This is a genomic window from Amycolatopsis deserti (genome assembly GCF_014653945.1).
Classification (GTDB): domain Bacteria; phylum Actinomycetota; class Actinomycetes; order Mycobacteriales; family Pseudonocardiaceae; genus Amycolatopsis_E; species Amycolatopsis_E deserti.
The window spans coordinates 232719-251709 of the sequence record NZ_BNAU01000010.1; the positions used below are offsets into that span (position 1 = coordinate 232719).

Here is an 18991-nt window from a genome sequence, read left to right on the forward strand (position 1 = left end):
CATGAGCATCGCCGCCAGTGTGTCGGGATTCCTCTACCGCAAACCCAGGCTGCGGCTGGGCATGCTGCTCAGCGCGCCGCTGCTCTGGCTCGGCCTGGCCTACCTCGGCGCACTGGCGGCGTTGTTCGTCACCGCCTTCTGGCACACCGACACGTTCACCGGCCAGGTCGTCACCGAGTGGTCGCTGGACAACTTCGCCACCCTGTTCACCGACGAGGTCTACCGCACGATCACGTTCCGCACGCTCGGGATCGCGGTGGCGGTGACGGTGATCGACGCCGTCATCGCGTTCCCGATGGCCTTCTACATGGCCAAGTTCGCCTCACCGCGGGCGCAGCGGATCCTGGTGATCGCGGTGATGACGCCGCTGTGGGCCAGCTACCTGGTCAAGGCGTACTCGTGGCGGGTCATGCTGTCCGGCAACGGGCTGGTCGGGTGGCTCTTCGGCGCCACCCCCGGCTACGGCCTGACCGCCACCATCCTCACGCTGTCCTACCTGTGGCTGCCGTACATGATCCTGCCGATCTACGCGGGACTGGACCGGCTGCCGAACTCGCTGGTCGAGGCCTCGAGCGACCTGGGTGGACGGTCGTGGCGGACGTTCCGGTCGGTGGTGCTGCCGCTGACGTTCCCCGCGATCGTGGCCGGGTCGATCTTCACCTTCTCGCTGACCCTCGGCGACTACATCACCGTCAAGATCGTCGGCGGCGCCAACCAGATGCTCGGCAACGTCGTCTACGACAACATCGGCGCGGCGAACAACCTCCCGTTCGCGGCGACGGTCGCGACGGTGCCGGTCGTGATCATGCTCGTCTACCTCGCCGCCGTCCGCCGCACGGGCGCGCTCGACAACCTCTAGGCGGTCGAAGATGATGCTTTCCAAGAAGACCAAGTACGTCCTGCTCGCCGCGCTGGTGCTCGGGCTCGCCGTGATCTACGTGCCACTGCTGGTGGTGCTGCTGAACTCGGTCAACAGCGACACCACGTTCGGCTGGCCGCCGTCGGGGTTCACGCTGGAGTGGTGGGGCCGCGCGGCGGAGAACGAGGGCGTGCTGCGGGCGCTGCTGACCAGCCTGCAGGCCGGGCTCGCGGCCACCGCGATCGCGCTGGTGCTCGGCATGATGGCGGCGTTCGCGCTGCAGCGGTACCGGTTCTTCGGCAAGGACACGGTGTCGCTGCTGATCATCCTGCCGATCGCGCTGCCCGGCATCGTCACCGGCATCGCGCTGAACAACGCGTTCCGCACGATCCTGGGTGTCGACCTCGGCCTGTTCACCGCGATCGTCGCGCACGCCACGTTCTGCATCGTCGTGGTGTTCAACAACGTCGTCGCGCGGCTGCGGCGGATGGGCGGGAACCTGGAGGAGGCGTCGATGGACCTCGGCGCCGACGGGATCACCACGTTTCGGCTGGTCACGTTCCCGATGCTGCGATCGGCGCTGCTCGCCGGCGGCCTGCTGGCGTTCGCGTTGTCGTTCGACGAGATCATCGTGACCACGTTCACCCTCGGCGCCGGGTTGCAGACGCTGCCGATCTGGATCCTGGACAACCTGTTCCGGCCCAACCAGGCCCCGGTGGTCAACGTGGTCGCCGCGGTGCTGATCGTCGTGTCGACCGTGCCGGTGTACCTGGCGCAGCGGCTGTCCGGAGACACGGCCAGCGGCGGGCGGCTCTAGGGCCTCGGGTATTTTCAGCGGACGGTTTCCGGCGGTCGGAAAAGAGGTCCGCGATGTCCGCTGTCACGTATTTCGAGGCGATTGTCGTCGGCGCTTTGCAGGGTGTGTCGGAATTGTTTCCGGTGTCCAGCCTCGGGCACAGCATCCTGATTCCGGCCTGGCTGGGCGGTTCGTGGTCGCGTGACCTGAGCATGGGCGGGGAGTCGCCGTACCTGGCGGTGCTGGTCGCGATGCACGTCGCGACCGCACTCGCGCTGGTGGTCTTCTACCGGCGCGACTGGGTGCGCATCGTGCGCGGGTTGTGGACTTCGGTGCGCGACCGCCGCGTGTCCGATCCGGACCAGCGGCTGGCGTGGCTGCTGGTGCTGGCGACGATCCCGGTCGGCGTGGCCGGGTTGCTGCTGGAGCGGGCGCTCCGTGATGTGCTGGGCAAACCGGTGCCGACTGCGATCTTCCTGGCGCTGAACGGGGTCGTGCTGCTGGCGGTGGAGCGGTCCGCACGTTCCGCGCGCCGTCCGGTCCCGGTCGCGCCGGTGCCCGAGCCGACCGAGGTGACGCGGGACTTTTCGGCGGAGATCACGATGCCGATCCGGATCGTCCGCGCCGAGGAGGCGGCCGACCGCCGCCTGGCCCGGCTCGGTGTCGGCGAGGCGGTGCTGATCGGGGCGGCGCAGATCCTGGCGTTGTTCCCGGGCATCAGCCGCTCCGGCATCACGATGGTCGCGGGCCTGCGGCGCGGCCTGTCGCACGAGGACGCTGCGCGGTTCGCGTTCCTGCTGGCCACGCCGGTGATCCTGGCGGCTGGCGTGCTGAAGCTGCCGTCGCTGTTCACCCCGGCGAACTCCGCGTCGCTGGGCCCCGCGCTGGTGGGCAGCCTGGTGGCCGGCGTGGCGGCGTACCTCGCACTGCGGTTCCTGACCCGCTATTTCGAAACCCGCACGTTGACCCCGTTCGCGATTTATTGCGTGGTCGCCGGATTGGGCAGCCTCGCGTATTTCCTGGCGTGATTCCGCTTTCCGGGGAACGGATCTTCAGCGCGTGGACGGCCGATGTCCCCGCGCTCGTGTTCGTCGCGGTGCTCGGCGCCGGGTACCTGTGGGCGGCGCGGCGGGCACGGTCGTGGCCCCGGTCGCGGACGGTGGCGTTCCTGTCCGGGCTGGCGACCGTGGTCCTGGTGACCTGCTCGTTCACCGGCGTGTACGACGATGTGCTGTTCTGGCCGCGCGCGGTGCAGGTCGTGGTGCTGTTGATGATCACGCCGTTGCTGCTCGCGCTGGGCGCGCCGGTCACGCTGCTGCTCGCGGTCGTGCCGAGCCGCCGGCTGCGGGTGTGGGGGCGCGGCCGGGCCGCGCGGGCGCTGACGTTCCCGCTGGTGATCTCGGTGCTGCTGATCGCGCCGCCGCTGGTGCTCTACCTGACGCCGCTCTACGAGCTGACACTGCGTCACGCCGCGATCGACCAGGTCGTGCGGCTGCTGCTGGTCGGGTGCGGGTTCACCTACTTCTGGACGAGGCTGCGGGTGGACCCGACGCCGCGGGAGGACCACCACCTGGTGTCGTTCGGCATCGGCTTCACGGAGGTTCTCGTCGACGCCGCACTCGGGCTGGTGCTGTGGCTGGGGCCGTTGCGGGCCGCCGGGTACTACCACGCGCTCGGCCGCACCTGGGGCCCCGATGCGCGGACCGACCAGATCATCGGCGCGGGGATCCTGTGGATCGGCGGGGACCTGGCGGGCCTGCCCTTCGTCGGAGCGCTGCTCACCCGCTGGCTGCGAACGGACCAAGGGGAAGCGGAGATCCTGGACCGCGAGCCTGGGACGGGTGGCTTGTGGTGGGAGAACGATCCGGTGCTCGCGGAACGGTTCGAACGCGGCCGGTGACTGCGGCGGCCTGCCGTTCGCGGGTGTCGCGAACGGCAGGCCGTGGCGTCGGGGTTTCAGTGGAAGGCGTGCTCGGGCGCCGGGAATTCGCCGCGCCGGACGTCCTCGGCGAACGCGGTCGCCGCGTTGGACAGGGCTCCCGCCAGGTCGGCGTAGCGCTTGACGAAGCGTGGCGCCTTGCCGCGGCGCAGGCCGGCCATGTCCTGCCACACCAGCACCTGCGCGTCGCAGTCCGGGCCGGCGCCGATGCCGACCGTCGGGATCTTCAGCTCGTGCGTGACCTGCTTCGCCACCTCGGCGGGCACCATCTCCATGACCACGGCGAACGCGCCGGCCTCCTGGAGCGCGAGGGCGTCGGCGATCAGTTCGGCGCCGGCCTCGCCGCGGCCCTGGACCCGGTAGCCGCCGAGGTTGTGCTCGCTCTGCGGAGTGAACCCGATGTGACCCATGACGGGCACGCCGGCTCCGGTGAGTGCCTCGACGTGCGGCGCGAAGCGGCGGCCGCCCTCGAGCTTGACGGCGTGCGCGCGCCCTTCCTTCATGAACCGGACGGCGGTGGCCAGCGCCTGCTCGGGCGAGAGCTGGTAGGAGCCGAACGGCAGGTCCGCGACGACGAGCGCGCGTTTGGTGGCGCGCGTGACGGCGCGGACGAGCGGCAGGAGCTCGTCGACGGTCACCGGGAGTGAGGTCTCGTAGCCGAAGACGTTGTTGGCGGCCGAGTCGCCGACGAGGAGCACCGGGATGCCCGCCTCGTCGAACAGTTCCGCCGTGTACATGTCGTAGGTGGTCAACATGGGCCACGGCTCGCCGCGGCGCTTGAGTTCCTGCAGGTGGGGGATGCGGACCTTCTTGGCGGGGGCGCCGGAAGCCGCGCCGGTGCCGTACGGGGCCGCGGTTTCGCCGCTGTTGGTGGACATCTTCGTCGACCGTCCTTCCCTCGAGGCCCTCGTCGGGTCCCCGGGTCGTGGATCTGGGAAACCCAGCGTGACACCGGGGAACAACGGACCCCAAGAGCCTGCGATGAGCTTCACACGACGGAGATTCAGGCCCGCAGCAGGCGGCGCAGGGCCGTGGGTGGGTGGCCGACGTGTTGTTTGACGGTGCGGGTGAGGTGGGCCTGGTCGGCGAACCCGAGGTCGGCCGCGAGGCCCGCGAGGTCCGTTTCGCCGGCCTCGAGGCGCTCCATCACCAGGCCGACGCGAACCCGGTTGCGGTACCGCGTGAGGGGCACGCCCATCTCGCGAGTGAAGGCCCGGCTGAGCCGGAACGGCGAGATGTGGAGCAGCTCGGCGAGGGAGAGGAGGGTGCCGGCGGCCGGATGCTGTTCGGCGATGGCGACCCGCGCCCGCGCGACGACGTCCCGGTCGGTGGGCCTGTCGCCGCGGCGGCGCTGGCCTGGGCCGATGACGACCCGCGCGCGGCCGGCGATGTCGCGGTCCGTGGTCGTGCCGCCCGGGCCGAGGGCGGCCTGCGTGAGGACGGCGATGTCGCGGTCGGTGGTCGTGCCGGCCGGGCCGAGGGCGGCCTGCGTGAGGGCGGCGATGTTGCGGCCGGTGGTCGTGCCGGCCTGGCCGATGGCGGCCTGCGTGAGGGCGAGCAGGTTTTCCACCAGGGCGTAGTGGACGTCGGCTTGGCGGGTGGCCGCGATGAACCGCCGGTGGGCGAGCTCGAGTGCGGCATCGACGTAGACGGCTGAGGCCGCCGGTCGGCGTTCGCCGAAGAGGGAGGCCCACAGCGAGGGCGTGAACCGCACTGCTGTGCAGACGTCGCCACCCCCGGGATGGGCGAAGGCTTCCTCGTCGCCGGGCAGGGAGAAATACCCGACGGCCGGGTCCGCCTCGACGACCCCGTCCCGCGTCCGCCGCCGGAACCACCCCCGCCGGACGAGCACCAGTTCCGGCGAGGTGCGCTCCTCGGGCCCCGACCACCCGCGGTGCCGGCCATCGCACTCGACCACACGCACAGCGAACCCCGGCTGCGAAGCGATCGAAAGAACGGCCACCATGCGCCGAAGCTACCTCCCGGGTACGACAGTTTTCGGGGCCCGCTCCAGAGGCTGCTCGTCGGGCGGGCGCCGTCGGCGGGAGGCTGCAGAGCGGACTGTCGTAGTCGGAGCAGTCCGCGGGCGTCCATCCGGCGCGCGCTGATCCTGGGCCGGCCGCCGACTAGGGAATGTCCGGGGCTGGTTCGCTGCGGGCGTTGCCTGGGCCGGCTGATGCGGGGGACAGCGCGGGACTGGCTGGAGCGGCGGGATCACCTGGCGTCGGGTGGCGGGCTGTCGAACAGGCCCGCGTTCCTTGACGGCTGACGGCGGTTGTCTCCCGCGTGGAGCTCACCTGTTCGCGAGCAGGTGCTGCCCCGGCCCGAGTGCCTGCGCACCCACCGCACGGAGCAGCGCCCACATCGTCGCCTGGTTGGCGGTCACCACGGGCTTGCCCAGCTCCTTTTCCAGCGGAGCGATGACCTCGTAGGTGGGCAGGCCGGTGCAGCTGACGAACACCGCGTCGGCCGTGGGGGTGTCTCCCTCGCGGATCAGGTCGGTCACCTCGTCGGGCTGGACGTCGGGGACCTCGTCCACCGTCAGGGCGAAACCGGTGATCCTGGTGATCTCGAAGCCGTGCGTGGTCAGGTACGCGTGCAGACGCCGACCGACCGCGGGCGCGTACGGGTGCACGACCGCCAGACGTCGTGCGCCGACGCTCCGCAGAGCATCGACCACCGCGCCGGACGTGGTCAGCGCCCGCGGCGCGCCGCACGATTCCATGGCGTTCCGCAGGGCGCGTTCGCCCGCCTCGCCGCCCACGAAGCTGCAGGCCGTGCAGGCGTAGGCGATCGCCGCCACGCCTGTGCCGCACAGGGCCCGCACCGGGGCGGTGAGGTACGCGGGGTCGGCCAGGGCGGACACCATCGTCAGGTTGTCGTCGGCCGGGGACTCGGCGGTCCGGCGCACTGCCAGCTCGACCCCTTCGGGCAGCCAGCGGCGGATCTCGTCGTCCCGGGTGAAGTCGAACGACGCGACCACGCCGACCCGCACGGTGCCCATGGCGCCGGATACCCGCGCGGCAGCGCAAGAATCTTCAAGACCCCGGCCACGCGGCGCGGCAGGCTGACCGCATGGCTTCGATACGTACGGAAACCCTGATCGACACTCCTCTCGACACGGCCTGGGCGGCCCTACGGGATTGGGGTGCGCTGCACGAACGCCTCGCCCCCGGCTTCGTCACGGGCACGCGCCTCGACGGCACCGACCGGATCGTCACCTTCTTCGACGGCACGGTCGTGCGCGAGGTGCTCGTCGACCTCGACGACGACGCGCACCGGCTCGTCTGGTCCGTCGTCGGCGGGCCCTACACCCACCACAACGGCGCCGCGCAGGTGTTCGCCGACGGCCCGGGTCGCACCCGGTTCGTTTGGGTCGCGGACCTCCTCCCCGGCACGCTGGCCGAGCGCACCGGTGCTTTGATGGAACAGGGCACCGCAGTCATCAAGCAGACGCTGGAGGCACAGGCCCTGCCGGCCTGAGGGGACACCATGACAGCACTCGGTTACGCGCTCTTCGACACCGCGATCGGCCACTGCGGCATCGCCTGGGGCGAGCACGGTGTGACCGGCGTCCGCCTGCCCGACGGCGCCCCCGCCACCACGCGCGCCCACCTGCGGGCCGACTTCCCCGACGCCACCGAATCGACACCGCCGGAGGAGATCCAGGCCGCGATCGACGACATCACCGCTCTCCTGCGCGGCGAACGCCGTGACCTGCTGAGCATCGTCCTCGACTACCAGGGCGTGCCGGAGTTCAACCGCCGCGTGTACGAGATCGCGCGGACCATCCTGCCCGGACGAACCCTCACCTACGGCGACATCGCCCACCGGCTCGGCATGCCGGGGTCGGCGCAGGCCGTCGGGCAGGCCCTGGGACACAACCCGTTCCCGATCGTGGTGCCGTGCCACCGGGTGCTGGCCGCGGGGCGGCGGATGGGCGGCTTTTCGGCGCGTGGTGGTGTGGAGACCAAGCGGCGGATGCTCATCATCGAAGGCGCCGACGTCCAGCCGACGCTGTTCTGACGGCGGGGAGCGCGCCCGAAGGTGGGTGCAGTCGCTGGTGCCCGGGGAAGCCTCCTCTGAAGTTGGCGCGCGGGCGGATGTGGGGGTGGGGTGGCGAACGGGCTTACCGCGCGGGGGAGACACCCATCCGCCGGGGCGCGGCGCCGCGAAGTGGCGCGCCGCAGTAGGTGCCGGTTGTGGTCAGGGCGGCTGCTCTGCGCAAGGGAGCGGCCGGCCTGAGAAGGACATCGCCTCACGGCAGCGACCGGGCACTGGCGCCGTCAACCGCTCGGTTGCCACGGGGCTAGCCAGGGTCTGGAAGGCCACCCCTCGGCCGCGGCCATCAGTGGCACGGCCGTCGCGCCGTCGATGTGCTCTCGGAGGATGTCCGCGTGCCCCGCGTGCCGCGCCGTCTCCTGGATCAGGTGCAGCAGCACCCACCGCACCGACCACGCGCCGCCGTCGTCCGGGGACCACGGCATCCCCTGCGGCGCCGGCACCTGCTGCCCGAGGTCCTCGATCCCGCCGATGATCTCCTCGGTCTCCCGCGCCGCCGAGTCGTACGCGGCGAGCACTCCGGACAGCGTTTCCCGCTCGCCGAGCCGGAAATCCGCCAAGTGCTGCGCTGAACCCGGCCCCTCCGGTGGCAGCGAAAGCTCTTCTCGTGGTGACACCGCAGCCGCGAAGTCCGCCAAGCGCCCGGCCGAACCACAAGTTTCCGGTGGCAGCAACGGTTTTTCCCGCCGCAACACCGCCGCCATCCATCTCCGCTCGGTGCTCGTCACGTGCTTGATCAACCCGCCGACGCTCAGCGCGCTCCGCGTGGGCGTCAGCCGCGCCTGCTCATCGCTCAGACCACGCGCCGCCAGCCGCAGGACATACCGCTGCTGCGCGAGAAAGGCGAGCAGGCCGTCGCGCTCGTCGGCCACCGGTCGGACATTCCCAGCCATGACAACAGTTCCTTCCAGGAGGGGCATGGAGGGATGATGGCACCCGGGTCCGACAGTTTCCGGCCTCAGAACTCCCCTTTGCGCCGGCAGCACTTGGTGGTCAGCCGTGAATCACCCGATCGGTCGAAACGCATCCTCCGAATTGGACGGTCACTCAGTTCTTCTTGCGCCGCAACAGGCTCCGCACCTGACGCAGCGTCTCCTCGAACCCGGCGTCGAACGGCGCGTCGTGCACCAGGTACGTCCACGTCGAGCTGGCCCGCCGCACGCCGGAAGCCGCGAGGTCGATGCCGTCCTCGCCGATCTCCGCGTCCGCGAGCGTCTCGGCGGACCGCTCCTGGATCGCCGGCACGATCTTGCGGAACTCCGGGATCGCGATCCGGTGGAACTCGTCCAGTGGCGTCTCCCGCGCCAGCGCACGCAGGTGGATGCTCTCCCGCACGTCGGTGAGGAACGCGAGGTGGTCCGACCACAGCTGGTCCAGGTGGTACAGCATGATCTCGCGGCAGACCTGCTTCGCCTTCTCCTCGCCGGCCTTCTCGACCAGCTCGTCGTAGCGCTTCTGGTCCGCCAGCGCCTCCGCGGCCGCGTCGGTGCGCAGCAGCTTGTCGCGGTACTCCAGCAGCTCGCGCCGCTGGTGCTCGATCAACCGCGTGTAGCGCCAGGTGTTGCGGTGGATCTCCAGGTCCACGCCCTCGGCGACGCGCTGCGCGTGGTCGATGTGCCGCTTGGCCGCCGGGTCGGTGATCTCGCCCGAGTCGTCGGCGGTGATGCCGTCCGGCACGTCCGGCGCGTTCGAGGTGACCAGCTCGTCGTTCAGGCTCGCGAAGAACACCGCGCTGCCCGGGTCGCCCTGACGGCCGGAGCGGCCACGCAGCTGACCGTCCAGCCGGCTCGACGGGTACCGCGCGGTGCCGATGACGTGCAGACCGCCCAGCTCGGCGACGCGTTCGCGGTCCTTGCCGTCCGCGCCGCCCAGCCGGATGTCGGTGCCGCGCCCAGCCATCTGGGTGGACACGGTGATCGCGCCGTACTTGCCCGCCTCGGCGATGATCGCGGCTTCCTCGGCGTCGTTGCGCGCGTTGAGCACCACGCACGGCAGGTCCGCCTTCGCGAGCTTCTCGGCGAGCTCCTCGGACTCGGCGACGTCCTGGGTGCCGACCAGGATCGGTCGCCCGGTCTCGTGCACCTCGCGGATCTCCTTCACGATCGCCCGCAGCTTGTGCGACGGCGAGGCGAAGATCCGGTCGTCGAGGTCCTCGCGGATGTTCGGCTTGTTCGGCGGGATGACCGCCACCTCGAGCTGGTAGAACTCGCGCAGCTGCTCGGCCACCGCGACCGCGGTCCCGGTCATGCCCGCGACCTGCGGATACCGCGCGATGAGGGCCTGCACGGTGATCGAGTCCAGGATCTCGCCGCGGTCGGTGGGCGCGACCTGCTCCTTCGCCTCGACCGCGGCCTGCAGGCCGTCCGGCCAGCGCTGCAGCTCGGCGACCCGGCCGCGGGAGGCGTTGATCAGCTCGACCTTGCCGTCGCGCACCAGGTAGTCGACGTCGCGGGTGAGCAGCGCGTGCGCGTGCAGGGCGACGTTGACCGCCGCCAGCCGCTCGGAGCCGGACTCGCTGTAGAGGTCGACGCCGCCGAGGGCCTTCTCCACGACCGACGCGCCGGCCGTGGTCAGCCACGCGTTGCGGCCGTCGGTGTCGGTTTCGTAGTGCAGGCCCAGCCGCAGCCGCCGGACCACGTTGGCGACCTCGGTGTCGGCGATCGCCTGGTCCACCGAACCGGCCATCACCAGCGGGACCCGGGCCTCGTCGACCAGCACCGAGTCGGCCTCGTCGACGATCGCGACCTCCGGGTCGGGCTGGACGACGTCCTCGGCGCGCGTGACGAGCCGGTCGCGCAGCATGTCGAACCCGATCTCGCTGACCGCGCCGTAGGTGACCTCGGCCTCGTAGGCCGCACGGCGCTCCTCGCGGGTGAGGCTGCCGTCGACCCACCCGACGGTGACGCCGAGCAGGTCGTACACCGGCTTCATCCACTCGCCGTCGCGGCGCGCCAGGTAGTCGTTGACGGAGATGACGTGCACCCGCTTGCCCTGCAGCGCGTACCCCGCCGCGGCCAGCGCGCCGGCCAGCGTCTTGCCCTCACCGGTCTGCATCTGCACCACATGCCCGGACAGCAGACCCATCGTGCCGAGCAGCTGCACGTCGAACGCGCGCTCGTCGAGGGCCCGCCGCGCCGCCTCACGGCCCAGCGCGCACAGCTCCACCAGCTGCGGGTCGCCGAGCTCGGCCTCCAGGCGGAGCTTGCCGGCGCGCTCGGTCAGTTCGGCGTCGCTCAGCGCCTCCAGCTCGGGCTCGAGCGCCTCGATGTCCGGCAGCAGTGCCTCGTACTTGGTCAGCTCGACGCTGCCCGGCCGCTCGATGAGCTTGCGAAGCCGCTTGCCCATTCGGCTGATCAGTGCTGGCACCCGTGGTCTCCTGTCCTTCTCGCGCGCAACCCACCAGCCAACGAGGTGGCGGTGCACCTGTGTTCCCACTCAGGATGGCACGATCACGACGTGCGCCTCCTTCAGCGAGCCAGGTCCCGGTCCATCCGAGCCGCCGTCCTCGGCGCCTGCCTGCTGGTGCCGGTCGCGGCCTGCACCTCGCCGGAGCCGGCGCCTGCTCCGGCGCCGACGGCGACCACCGAGTCGGCGGGGCCGGCCGGCGTGGTGCCCGCGGGGCTGGACAGGTTCTACGCACAGCCGTTGACCTGGGGCGACTGCGCACCTTACGCGACTTCCGCCGACATCAGGTCCGCCTTCGGCAGGAAGGATCTCCAGTGCGCCCGGCTGACCGTGCCGCTGGACTACAGCAAGCCGGGCGGCGACACGATCACCATCGGCGTGCTCCGGCACAAGGCGACGGGCAACCGCGTCGGCTCGCTCGTGCTCAACCCGGGCGGCCCCGGCGCCTCCGGCATGTACGCCGCCGCGGGGCTCTCGCAGCAGGTCGCGAACACCGACCTCGGCAAGCGCTTCGACCTCGTCGGTTTCGACCCGCGCGGGATCGGCGCCAGCGAACCCGACGTCACCTGCCTGACCGACGCCGAGCGCGACGAGCAGCGCGCCGAGGACCTGGAGGCCGACGGTTCGCCGGCCGGGGTGGCCCGCCAGGACGCCGAGTCGAAGGAGTTCGCCGACAAGTGCGCCGAGCGCACCAAGTTCGGCACCGCGATGCTCGCGAACCTGGGCACCCGGGACGTCGTCAAGGACATGGACGTCCTGCGGTCGGCGCTGGGCGAGGAGAAGCTGACCTATCTGGGCTATTCCTACGGCACCCGGATCGGCTACACCTACGCCGAGACGTTCCCGCGGAACGTCCGCGCGATGGTGCTGGACGGCGCGCTGGACCCGAGCCAGGACGAGGTCGAGTCGCTGGTCGCGCAGGGGCAGGGCTTCGGCGTCGCGTTCAACGACTTCGCCAAGTGGTGCGCCGCCCGCCGCGACTGCGCACTCGGGACGAACCCGGCGGCCGCCACGCAGGCCTTCCAGAACCTGGTGCGACCGCTGATCGACAACCCGGTGCGCCTGCGCGACGGCCGGGTCCTCAGCTACGACGACGCCACGCTGGGCGCGATCCAGGCGCTGTACTCGCAGCAGCTGTGGACGCCGCTGAACTCCGGGCTCAACGAGCTGAAGAGCGGCCAGGGCACCACGTTGATGGCGCTGGCCGACCAGTACAACGAGCGCGACAGCAGCGGCCGCTACGCCACCACGCAGGACGCCTTCACCGCGATCCGCTGCGTCGACGACCCGCCGGTGACCGACCGCGCCGAGATCCTCGAGGCGGAGAACCGCTACGACCAGGTGGCCCCCTTCCTCGACGACGGCAGGCCGAACGGCGCGGCGCTGGACCCGTGCGCGTACTGGCCGGTGCCCAACACCTCGCAGCCGCACGAGCCGAACGTCGCCGGCGTACCTCCGGTCCTGGTGATCTCGACCACCAACGATCCGGCCACTCCCTACCAGGCGGGGGTGAACCTCGCGAAGGCGATGAAGGGCGCACTGCTGACGTTCGAGGGCACCCAGCACACCGTCTTCCTGCAGGGAGTCTCGTGCGTGGACGACATCGGCAGCGACTACCTGATCAACGGGACGCTGCCGGCGGAGGGCACGCGCTGTACCTCTCAGTGACCGGACTGGCACGATGTGGGAGATGCGTTTCTCCCGCTGCCGGACGCTGATCACCGCGGGCCTGCTGGCCGGCGCGCTGACCGCGTGCACCACGCAGGCCACCGCACCGCCGCCGTCGCCCTCGCCGGTGGCGGACACCCACGCGCTCGACCGCTTCTACGACCAGAAGCTCGCGTGGGGCGACTGCGCCGCGTACGCGACGAGCCAGCCGAGCCGGGACGCGTTCGGCACGCCGGGCGTCGAGTGCGCCAGGCTGACCGTCCCGCTGGACTACGCGAACCCGCGCGGCGAGACGATCACGATCGGTGTGCTGCGGCACAAGGCACTCGACCCGGCCAACCGGATCGGCTCGCTGGTCATGAACCCGGGCGGGCCGGGCGGATCCGGCATGGAGGCGGCCGCGCGGCTGGTGCCGACGGTGTCCAACAACGCCATCGGCGTGCGGTTCGACTTCGTCGGCTTCGACCCGCGCGGGGTGGGCGCCAGCCGGCCGCGCGTGCAGTGCCTGACCGACGCCGAACGCGACGCCGAGCGGGCGAGCAACGCGGGCGCGTCGGAGGCCGCGTGGACCGGCGAGGCCCGCGACTTCGCCGCGAAATGCGCCCAGCGCACCGAGCACGGCACCGCGATGCTGGCGAACATGGGCACGCGGGACGTGGTCAGGGACCTCGACGTCCTGCGGGCCGCGCTGGGCGACGCGAAGCTGAGCTACCTCGGCTACTCCTACGGCACCCAGATCGGCTACAGCTACGCCGAGGCCTTCCCGGAGCGGGTGCGTGCGCTGCTGCTGGACGGCGCGATCGACCCGGCGGAGAACGACCCGGACTCGCTGGTCGCGCAGGGCGCGGGGTTCGCGAGGGCGTTCGGGCAGTTCGCCACCGAGTGCGCGCGACGTGACGGCTGTGCGCTGGGCCGCGACCCGGCGAAGGCGATGGCGGAGTTCCAGAACCTGGTCCAGCCGCTGGTCACCGCCCCCGCGAAGACCGGCGACGGCCGGCTGCTGTCCTACCGGGACGCCATCACCGGCGTCGTCGAGGCGATGTACTCGAGCCACTCGTGGCCGTTCCTCAACACCGGACTCGGGCTGCTGCGGGGCGGCGACGGCTCGGTGCTGCTCCGGCTCGCCGATGCCTACTACGAGCGCGCCGCGGACGGGAAGTACTCGACGCTGCAGGACGCGTACTACGCGGTGCGCTGCGTGGACAACCCGCGCGCGAGCGACCCGCCGGCAGACCGGCAGCGGATGATCGACTCCGCGCCGTTCCTCGGCTGGGGCCGACCCGACCAGGGCGAACTCGACATCTGCGCGTCCTGGCCGGTGCCGAGCACGTCCCAGCCGCACCGGCCGACCGTCACCTCCGCCGCCCCACCACTGGTCATCTCGACGACCAACGACCCGGTCACCCCGTACCAGGCGGGGGTCAACCTCGCGAACGTATTCCGCGGCGGCCTGCTCACCGTCGACGGCACCCAGCACACCGCGTTCCTGCACGGCAACATGTGCGTGGACGTGGCCGGCCTGGACTACCTGGTCGACAACAGCCAGCCCGCCCCGGGTACCCGCTGCCAGGCCTAACCGCCGGTGCTGGTCCCCACGGGCACGTTCTGGTCGGACAACGCCAGCTCCAGCTGGATCGCGCCCTCGTTCGGCTGCCGCGGCGGCACCTGGATCCACACGCGCACCAGGTTGCGCGGCTCGGCCTTGGTGACCCAGAACTTGATGTCCACGTCGGCCTGGATGCCGGGGATCACGCTGGTGATGACGTCCCGCGCCAGCTCACCGGTGACCCGGTAGGCCTCCACGCCCAGGACGTTCTCCTTGGTCTCCGTCTTCAGCGCCGTCGCGTCGGACATCAGCCTGGGCAGCCCGCGCTCCGGATCGAGCAGCGTCATCGGGTTGTAGTCGGCGGGCACCGGGACCTGCCGCTGCTGCCCCTTGGTGTCGGTGAGGAACAGCGTCTCGCCGACGAGCACGTAGTCCAGCTCGAACCGGTCGGCCGAGGCCTGCACGTCCGCCTGCCCGATCGCGGTGCCGTGCGGCCCGCCGTCCCTGCTCGCCTGCCCCTTGACCTCGCGGATGTCCAGGCCCGGGATGGTCGAGCTGACGCTGAAGTCGAAGCGCACGCTGCGGATCCCGTTCAGGCTCGTCTCGGCGGCGTCCACGAGCGCACGCCCGTCGGGCAGCGGTTCCTCGGGAGCGGCCGAGCAGGCGCTGGACAGTGCCAGAACCAGCGCGAGGACACCGGCGGTGCGTCGGCGGAGCATGCGTCCAACGGTAGCGATCAGCGCCGGGCGAAGGTGCGCCGGTATGCCAGCGGTGCGACGCCGATCGCGGCGTTGAGGTGCTGCCGCAGCGAAGCCGCGGTGCCGAGCCCGGCCTCGGCCGCGACCCGCTCGACGGGCAGGTCCGTGGTCTCGAGCAGGTGACGGGCGTGCAGCACGCGCTGCTGGTTCAGCCAGACCCGCGGCGACTGCCCGGTCTCCGCGCGGAAGCGGCGGCTGAAGGTGCGCACGCTCATGCCCGCGTGCTTCGCGAGCGCCGCCAGGTCGAGCGGTTCGCTGAGCCGTTCCAGCGCCCACGCGCGCGTCGCGGCGGTGCTGCCGTCGTCGCCGGGCAGCGGCTGCTCGATGAACTGCGACTGCCCGCCGTCCCGCCACGGTGCCACGACGCAGTACCGGGCGACGTGGTTGGCGACCGCGCTGCCGTGATCGGACCGCACGAGGTGCAGGCACAGGTCCACGCCGGCGGCGAGCCCGGCCGAGGTCAGGACGTCGCCGTCGTCCACGAACAACACGTTCTCGTCCAGGTCGACCCGCGGGTAGAGGTGCCGGAAGCGGGCCGCGTGCGCCCAGTGCGTGGTCGCGCGGCGGCCGTCGAGCAGACCGGCGGCGGCCAGCACGAACGCGCCGGTGCAGATCGACACCAGCCGCGCCGACGACGGGATCCGGTCCAGCGCCGCGGCCAAGTCGGGCGGCAGGACGCCCTCGTGTCGCGGCCCGTGCACGCGGGTGCCGGGGATGACGACGGTGTCGGCGTCCTCGAGGGCTTCCGGGCCGTGGTCGAGGTGCGCGTCGTAGCCGTGGCTGACCCGCACCGGCCGGTCGTCGACCCCGCAGACCCGCACGTCGTAGAGCGGTTCGCCGTCCTGGCGCGCGGTGCCGAAGACGAGCGGCGCGATGTTCAGGTCGTACCCGACCACCTCGGAGACCGCGAGGACCACCACCCGATGCATGGCCGGATTCTTGCACATATTGGCGCTCCGGCCACTCGTTTCCGCGAACGTGATCGGCGAGGCTGTCCCGGTGACAAGAACGAAGTCGCGCATCCACCCGGCCTGGTTCGTCGCCTTCGCGGCCTTCGTCGCGCTGGTCGGCGCGGCCGGCTTCCGCGCCACCCCCGGTGTGCTGATCGACCCGCTGCAGGAGGAGTTCGGCTGGTCGACGGCCACCATCTCGGCCGCCGTGTCGATCAACCTCCTGCTCTACGGCCTGACCGCGCCGTTCGCCGCGGCCCTGATGGAGCGGCTCGGCATGCGCAAGGTCGTGACCGGCGCGCTGGTGCTGGTCGCGGCGGGCAGCGGGCTGACGGTGTTCATGACCGCGAGCTGGCAGCTGCTGCTGTGCTGGGGCGTGCTGGTCGGGCTGGGCACCGGGTCGATGGCGCTGGCGTTCGTCGCGACCGTGACCTCGCGCTGGTTCGTCCGCCACCGCGGGCTGGTCAGCGGCATCCTGACCGCGGCGGGCGCGGCCGGTCAGCTGGTGTTCCTGCCCCTGCTCGCCGCGATCGCCACGAACGACGGCTGGCGCACCGCGTCCCTGGTGGTCTCCTTCGCCGCGCTCGCGGTCGTCCCGATCATCCTGATCTTCCTGCGTGACCACCCGAGCGAGATCGGGCTGACCGCGTACGGCGCCACCGAGGCGGAGGAGCCGCCGTCGTCGACGGGAGCGGCCCGGCGCGCGCTGCAGGTGCTGGGACAGGCGGCGAAGACCCGCGCGTTCTGGCTGCTCGCGGGCGGGTTCGCGATCTGCGGGGCGTCCACCAACGGCCTGATCCAGACCCACTTCGTGCCCGCGGCGCACGAGCACGGCATGCCGCCGACCACCGCGGCCTCACTACTCGCGCTGGTCGGCATCTTCGACGTGGCCGGCACGATCGTCTCCGGCTGGCTCACCGACCGCGTCAACCCGCGGATCCTGCTCGGCGTGTACTACTTCCTGCGCGGTGCGTCGCTCATCGTGCTGCCGCACCTGTTCGCGCCCACCACCGAGCCGCCGATGTGGGCGTTCATCATCTTCTACGGCTTGGACTGGGTGGCCACGGTGCCGCCGACGGTGGCGCTGGCCCGCGAGCACTTCGGCCTGAGCGGTCCCATCGTGTTCGGCTGGGTCTTCGCCTCGCACCAGATCGGCGCGTCGATCGCCGCGACGGGTGCCGGGCTCATCCACGACCATGCCGGAAGTTACGACCTCGCGTGGTACACCTCAGGCGGGTTGTGCGCGCTGGCAGCGGTGATGTCGCTGGTCATTCCCTCCGTCAGGGCAACTCGGGAACCAGGAAACATGCCGTTAACACACCATGCGTAGGGTGCGGCCATGGATCGCCAGCAGGAGTTCGTGCTGCGCACGCTGGAAGAACGTGACATCCGGTTCGTTCGTCTGTGGTTCACCGACGTCCTCGGTTTCCTGAAGTCGGTGGCGGTCGCCCCCGCCGAGCTCGAGGGCGCCTTCAGCGACGGGATCGGGTTCGACGGATCGGCCATCGAAGGCTTCGCGCGCGTCTACGAATCGGACATGGTCGCGAAGCCCGACCCGTCGACGTTCCAGGTGCTGCCCTGGGAGACACCGGAGGGCGGGCACTACTCGGCGCGGATGTTCTGCGACATCGCGATGCCCGACGGGTCGCCCTCCTGGGCCGACCCGCGGCACGTGCTGAGGCGCCAGCTGTCCAAGGCCGGCGAGGCCGGGTTCACCTGTTACGTGCACCCGGAGATCGAGTTCTTCCTGCTCTCCTCGCTGCCCTCGGACGGCAGCGAACCCGAGCCGGCGGACAACGGCGGGTACTTCGACCAGGCCAGCCACGCCACCGCGACGCACTTCCGCCGCCACGCCATCGAGGCGCTGGAGGCGATGGGCATCTCGGTTGAGTTCAGCCACCACGAGGGCGCGCCGGGGCAGCAGGAGATCGACCTGCGCTACGCCGACGCGCTGACCATGGCCGACAACGTCATGACGTTCCGGTACGTGGTGAAGGAGGTCGCGCTGACCCAGGGGGTGCGCGCGACGTTCATGCCCAAGCCGTTCACCGAGCAACCCGGTTCGGGGATGCACACGCACGTGTCGTTGTTCGAGGGTGACCGCAACGCGTTCCACAACCCCGAGGACCCGTACGAGTTGTCCGAGACGGGCAAGGCCTTCGTGGCCGGCCTGCTGCACCACGCGCGGGAGATCTCCGCGGTGACCAACCAGTGGGTGAACTCGTACAAGCGGCTGATCAGCGGGGGAGAGGCGCCGACCACGGTGTCTTGGGGCCGGGCGAACCGGTCCGCGCTGGTGCGGGTGCCGAACTACTCGCCGGGCAAGGCGTCGTCGCGGCGGGTCGAGATCCGCACGATCGACTCGGCCTGCAACCCCTACCTGGCGTACTCGGTGGTGATCGCCGCGGGGCTGAAGGGGATCGAGAAGGGGTACGAGCTGCCGCCGGCGGCCGAGGACAACATCTGGTCGATGAGCGACGCCGAGCGCCGCGCGGCCGGGTACGACCAGCTGCCGCAGAACCTCGGCGAGGCCCTCGCCGAGATGGAGAAGTCGGAGCTGCTGCCCGACGCGCTCGGCGAGCACGTCTACGACTTCTTCCTCCGGAACAAGCGCGCGGAGTGGGACGCCTACCGCCGGTCGGTCACGCCGTACGAGCTGAAAACCCTCCTACCCGTGCTCTGACCAGGGGAAATGCCGTTAAGGGACCCCCCTGTTTCAGGGGGGTTCCGGGGCATGTAATCTTCTCTTCGTCGCCAGGGAGACCGGGACGACGGGGCCGAAAGCCCCGGCGGACGGACCAGGGTCGGGCGGTGTTGACACCGCGAACCGAACCGGGTAAAGTTCTTGGTCGGCCCGCGGGTGGGTCGCCAACCACTACTGATAAAAAGGTAGGGTTGCTGACGCCCTCCGCGACAACCAGAAAAGCTTTACAGAAGCAGCAGCTTTGTGTTGTTTGAGAACTCAACAGTGTATTGATGAGCTAAAGCCAGTTGATTAGCTAGAACCC

General features: G+C 71.0%; 17 protein-coding genes. 10 read left to right on the top strand and 7 right to left on the bottom strand.

What is annotated here, in order from left to right; translation table 11 throughout:
* Position 1: 1 nt before the first annotated feature.
* The 4 genes from IE290_RS33530 to IE290_RS33545 are packed head-to-tail and all read left to right on the top strand — an operon-like array spanning position 2 to position 3555.
* Positions 2-859 carry an ABC transporter permease gene (locus IE290_RS33530; RefSeq protein WP_191248735.1) on the top strand — a complete coding sequence of 286 codons (858 nt, stop codon included), beginning with the start codon at positions 2-4 and terminating at the stop codon, positions 857-859.
* A gap of 10 nt (positions 860-869) precedes the next feature.
* Positions 870-1676, top strand: coding sequence for an ABC transporter permease (locus IE290_RS33535; RefSeq protein WP_191248736.1), 807 nt, complete (start codon positions 870-872; stop codon positions 1674-1676).
* 53 nt (positions 1677-1729) lie between these two features.
* Positions 1730-2683 (top strand): undecaprenyl-diphosphate phosphatase, encoded by a 954-nt coding sequence (locus tag IE290_RS33540; RefSeq protein ID WP_191248737.1) that lies wholly within the window; start codon positions 1730-1732, stop codon positions 2681-2683.
* Positions 2680-3555: a cytochrome c oxidase assembly protein gene (locus tag IE290_RS33545; protein WP_308431402.1), complete on the top strand. Its 876-nt coding sequence runs from the start codon at positions 2680-2682 to the stop codon at positions 3553-3555. Before IE290_RS33540 ends, IE290_RS33545 begins: the two co-directional genes overlap by 4 nt.
* 56 nt (positions 3556-3611) lie before the next feature.
* Here IE290_RS33545 and panB read toward each other — a convergent pair whose 3' ends face one another.
* The 3 genes from panB to IE290_RS33565 all read right to left on the bottom strand — a co-directional run bounded on the left by panB (position 3612) and on the right by IE290_RS33565 (position 6598).
* Positions 3612-4472, bottom strand: coding sequence for a 3-methyl-2-oxobutanoate hydroxymethyltransferase (gene panB / locus IE290_RS33550; protein WP_191248738.1), 861 nt, complete (start codon positions 4470-4472; stop codon positions 3612-3614).
* A gap of 125 nt (positions 4473-4597) precedes the next feature.
* Positions 4598-5446 (bottom strand): helix-turn-helix domain-containing protein, encoded by an 849-nt coding sequence (locus IE290_RS38105; RefSeq protein WP_229874867.1) that lies wholly within the window; start codon positions 5444-5446, stop codon positions 4598-4600.
* 441 nt (positions 5447-5887) lie between these two features.
* Positions 5888-6598, bottom strand: coding sequence for a maleate cis-trans isomerase family protein (locus IE290_RS33565; protein WP_191248739.1), 711 nt, complete (start codon positions 6596-6598; stop codon positions 5888-5890).
* Between the two features lie 71 nt (positions 6599-6669).
* Between IE290_RS33565 and IE290_RS33570 the strand changes: the two genes are divergently transcribed.
* Positions 6670-7077 carry an SRPBCC family protein gene (locus IE290_RS33570; protein ID WP_191248740.1) on the top strand — a complete coding sequence of 136 codons (408 nt, stop codon included), beginning with the start codon at positions 6670-6672 and terminating at the stop codon, positions 7075-7077.
* A 9-nt stretch (positions 7078-7086) separates the two neighbouring features.
* A complete protein-coding gene (locus IE290_RS33575; protein ID WP_191248741.1) occupies positions 7087-7620 on the top strand; it encodes a methylated-DNA--[protein]-cysteine S-methyltransferase in 534 nt (177 codons plus the stop codon).
* 260 nt (positions 7621-7880) lie between these two features.
* Here IE290_RS33575 and IE290_RS33580 read toward each other — a convergent pair whose 3' ends face one another.
* Positions 7881-8549 carry a DinB family protein gene (locus tag IE290_RS33580; protein WP_191248742.1) on the bottom strand — a complete coding sequence of 223 codons (669 nt, stop codon included), beginning with the start codon at positions 8547-8549 and terminating at the stop codon, positions 7881-7883.
* 154 nt (positions 8550-8703) lie between these two features.
* Positions 8704-11022, bottom strand: coding sequence for an accessory Sec system translocase SecA2 (gene secA2, locus IE290_RS33585; RefSeq protein ID WP_191248743.1), 2319 nt, complete (start codon positions 11020-11022; stop codon positions 8704-8706).
* Between the two features lie 156 nt (positions 11023-11178).
* Between secA2 and IE290_RS33590 the strand changes: the two genes are divergently transcribed.
* Both IE290_RS33590 and IE290_RS33595 read left to right on the top strand, forming a co-directional pair.
* Positions 11179-12729 (top strand): alpha/beta hydrolase, encoded by a 1551-nt coding sequence (locus tag IE290_RS33590; protein WP_191248770.1) that lies wholly within the window; start codon positions 11179-11181, stop codon positions 12727-12729.
* A 22-nt stretch (positions 12730-12751) separates the two neighbouring features.
* Positions 12752-14305, top strand: coding sequence for an alpha/beta hydrolase (locus IE290_RS33595; protein WP_191248744.1), 1554 nt, complete (start codon positions 12752-12754; stop codon positions 14303-14305).
* Here IE290_RS33595 and IE290_RS33600 read toward each other — a convergent pair.
* Together IE290_RS33600 and IE290_RS33605 are read right to left on the bottom strand one after the other, a co-directional pair.
* Positions 14302-14994, bottom strand: a complete 693-nt coding sequence (locus tag IE290_RS33600) for an LppX_LprAFG lipoprotein (protein ID WP_191248745.1) — start codon at positions 14992-14994, stop codon at positions 14302-14304. The two genes, IE290_RS33595 and IE290_RS33600, sit on opposite strands and share 4 nt — an antisense overlap.
* Before the next feature lie 17 nt (positions 14995-15011).
* Positions 15012-15962 (bottom strand): GlxA family transcriptional regulator, encoded by a 951-nt coding sequence (locus IE290_RS33605; protein WP_191248746.1) that lies wholly within the window; start codon positions 15960-15962, stop codon positions 15012-15014.
* Between IE290_RS33605 and IE290_RS33610 the strand changes: the two genes are divergently transcribed.
* Together IE290_RS33610 and glnA are read left to right on the top strand one after the other, a co-directional pair.
* Positions 15961-17313 carry an MFS transporter gene (locus IE290_RS33610; protein ID WP_229874864.1) on the top strand — a complete coding sequence of 451 codons (1353 nt, stop codon included), beginning with the start codon at positions 15961-15963 and terminating at the stop codon, positions 17311-17313. The two genes, IE290_RS33605 and IE290_RS33610, sit on opposite strands and share 2 nt — an antisense overlap.
* A gap of 9 nt (positions 17314-17322) precedes the next feature.
* Positions 17323-18666 carry a type I glutamate--ammonia ligase gene (glnA, locus tag IE290_RS33615; protein ID WP_017987056.1) on the top strand — a complete coding sequence of 448 codons (1344 nt, stop codon included), beginning with the start codon at positions 17323-17325 and terminating at the stop codon, positions 18664-18666.
* The last annotated feature ends 325 nt before the right edge of the window (positions 18667-18991 follow it).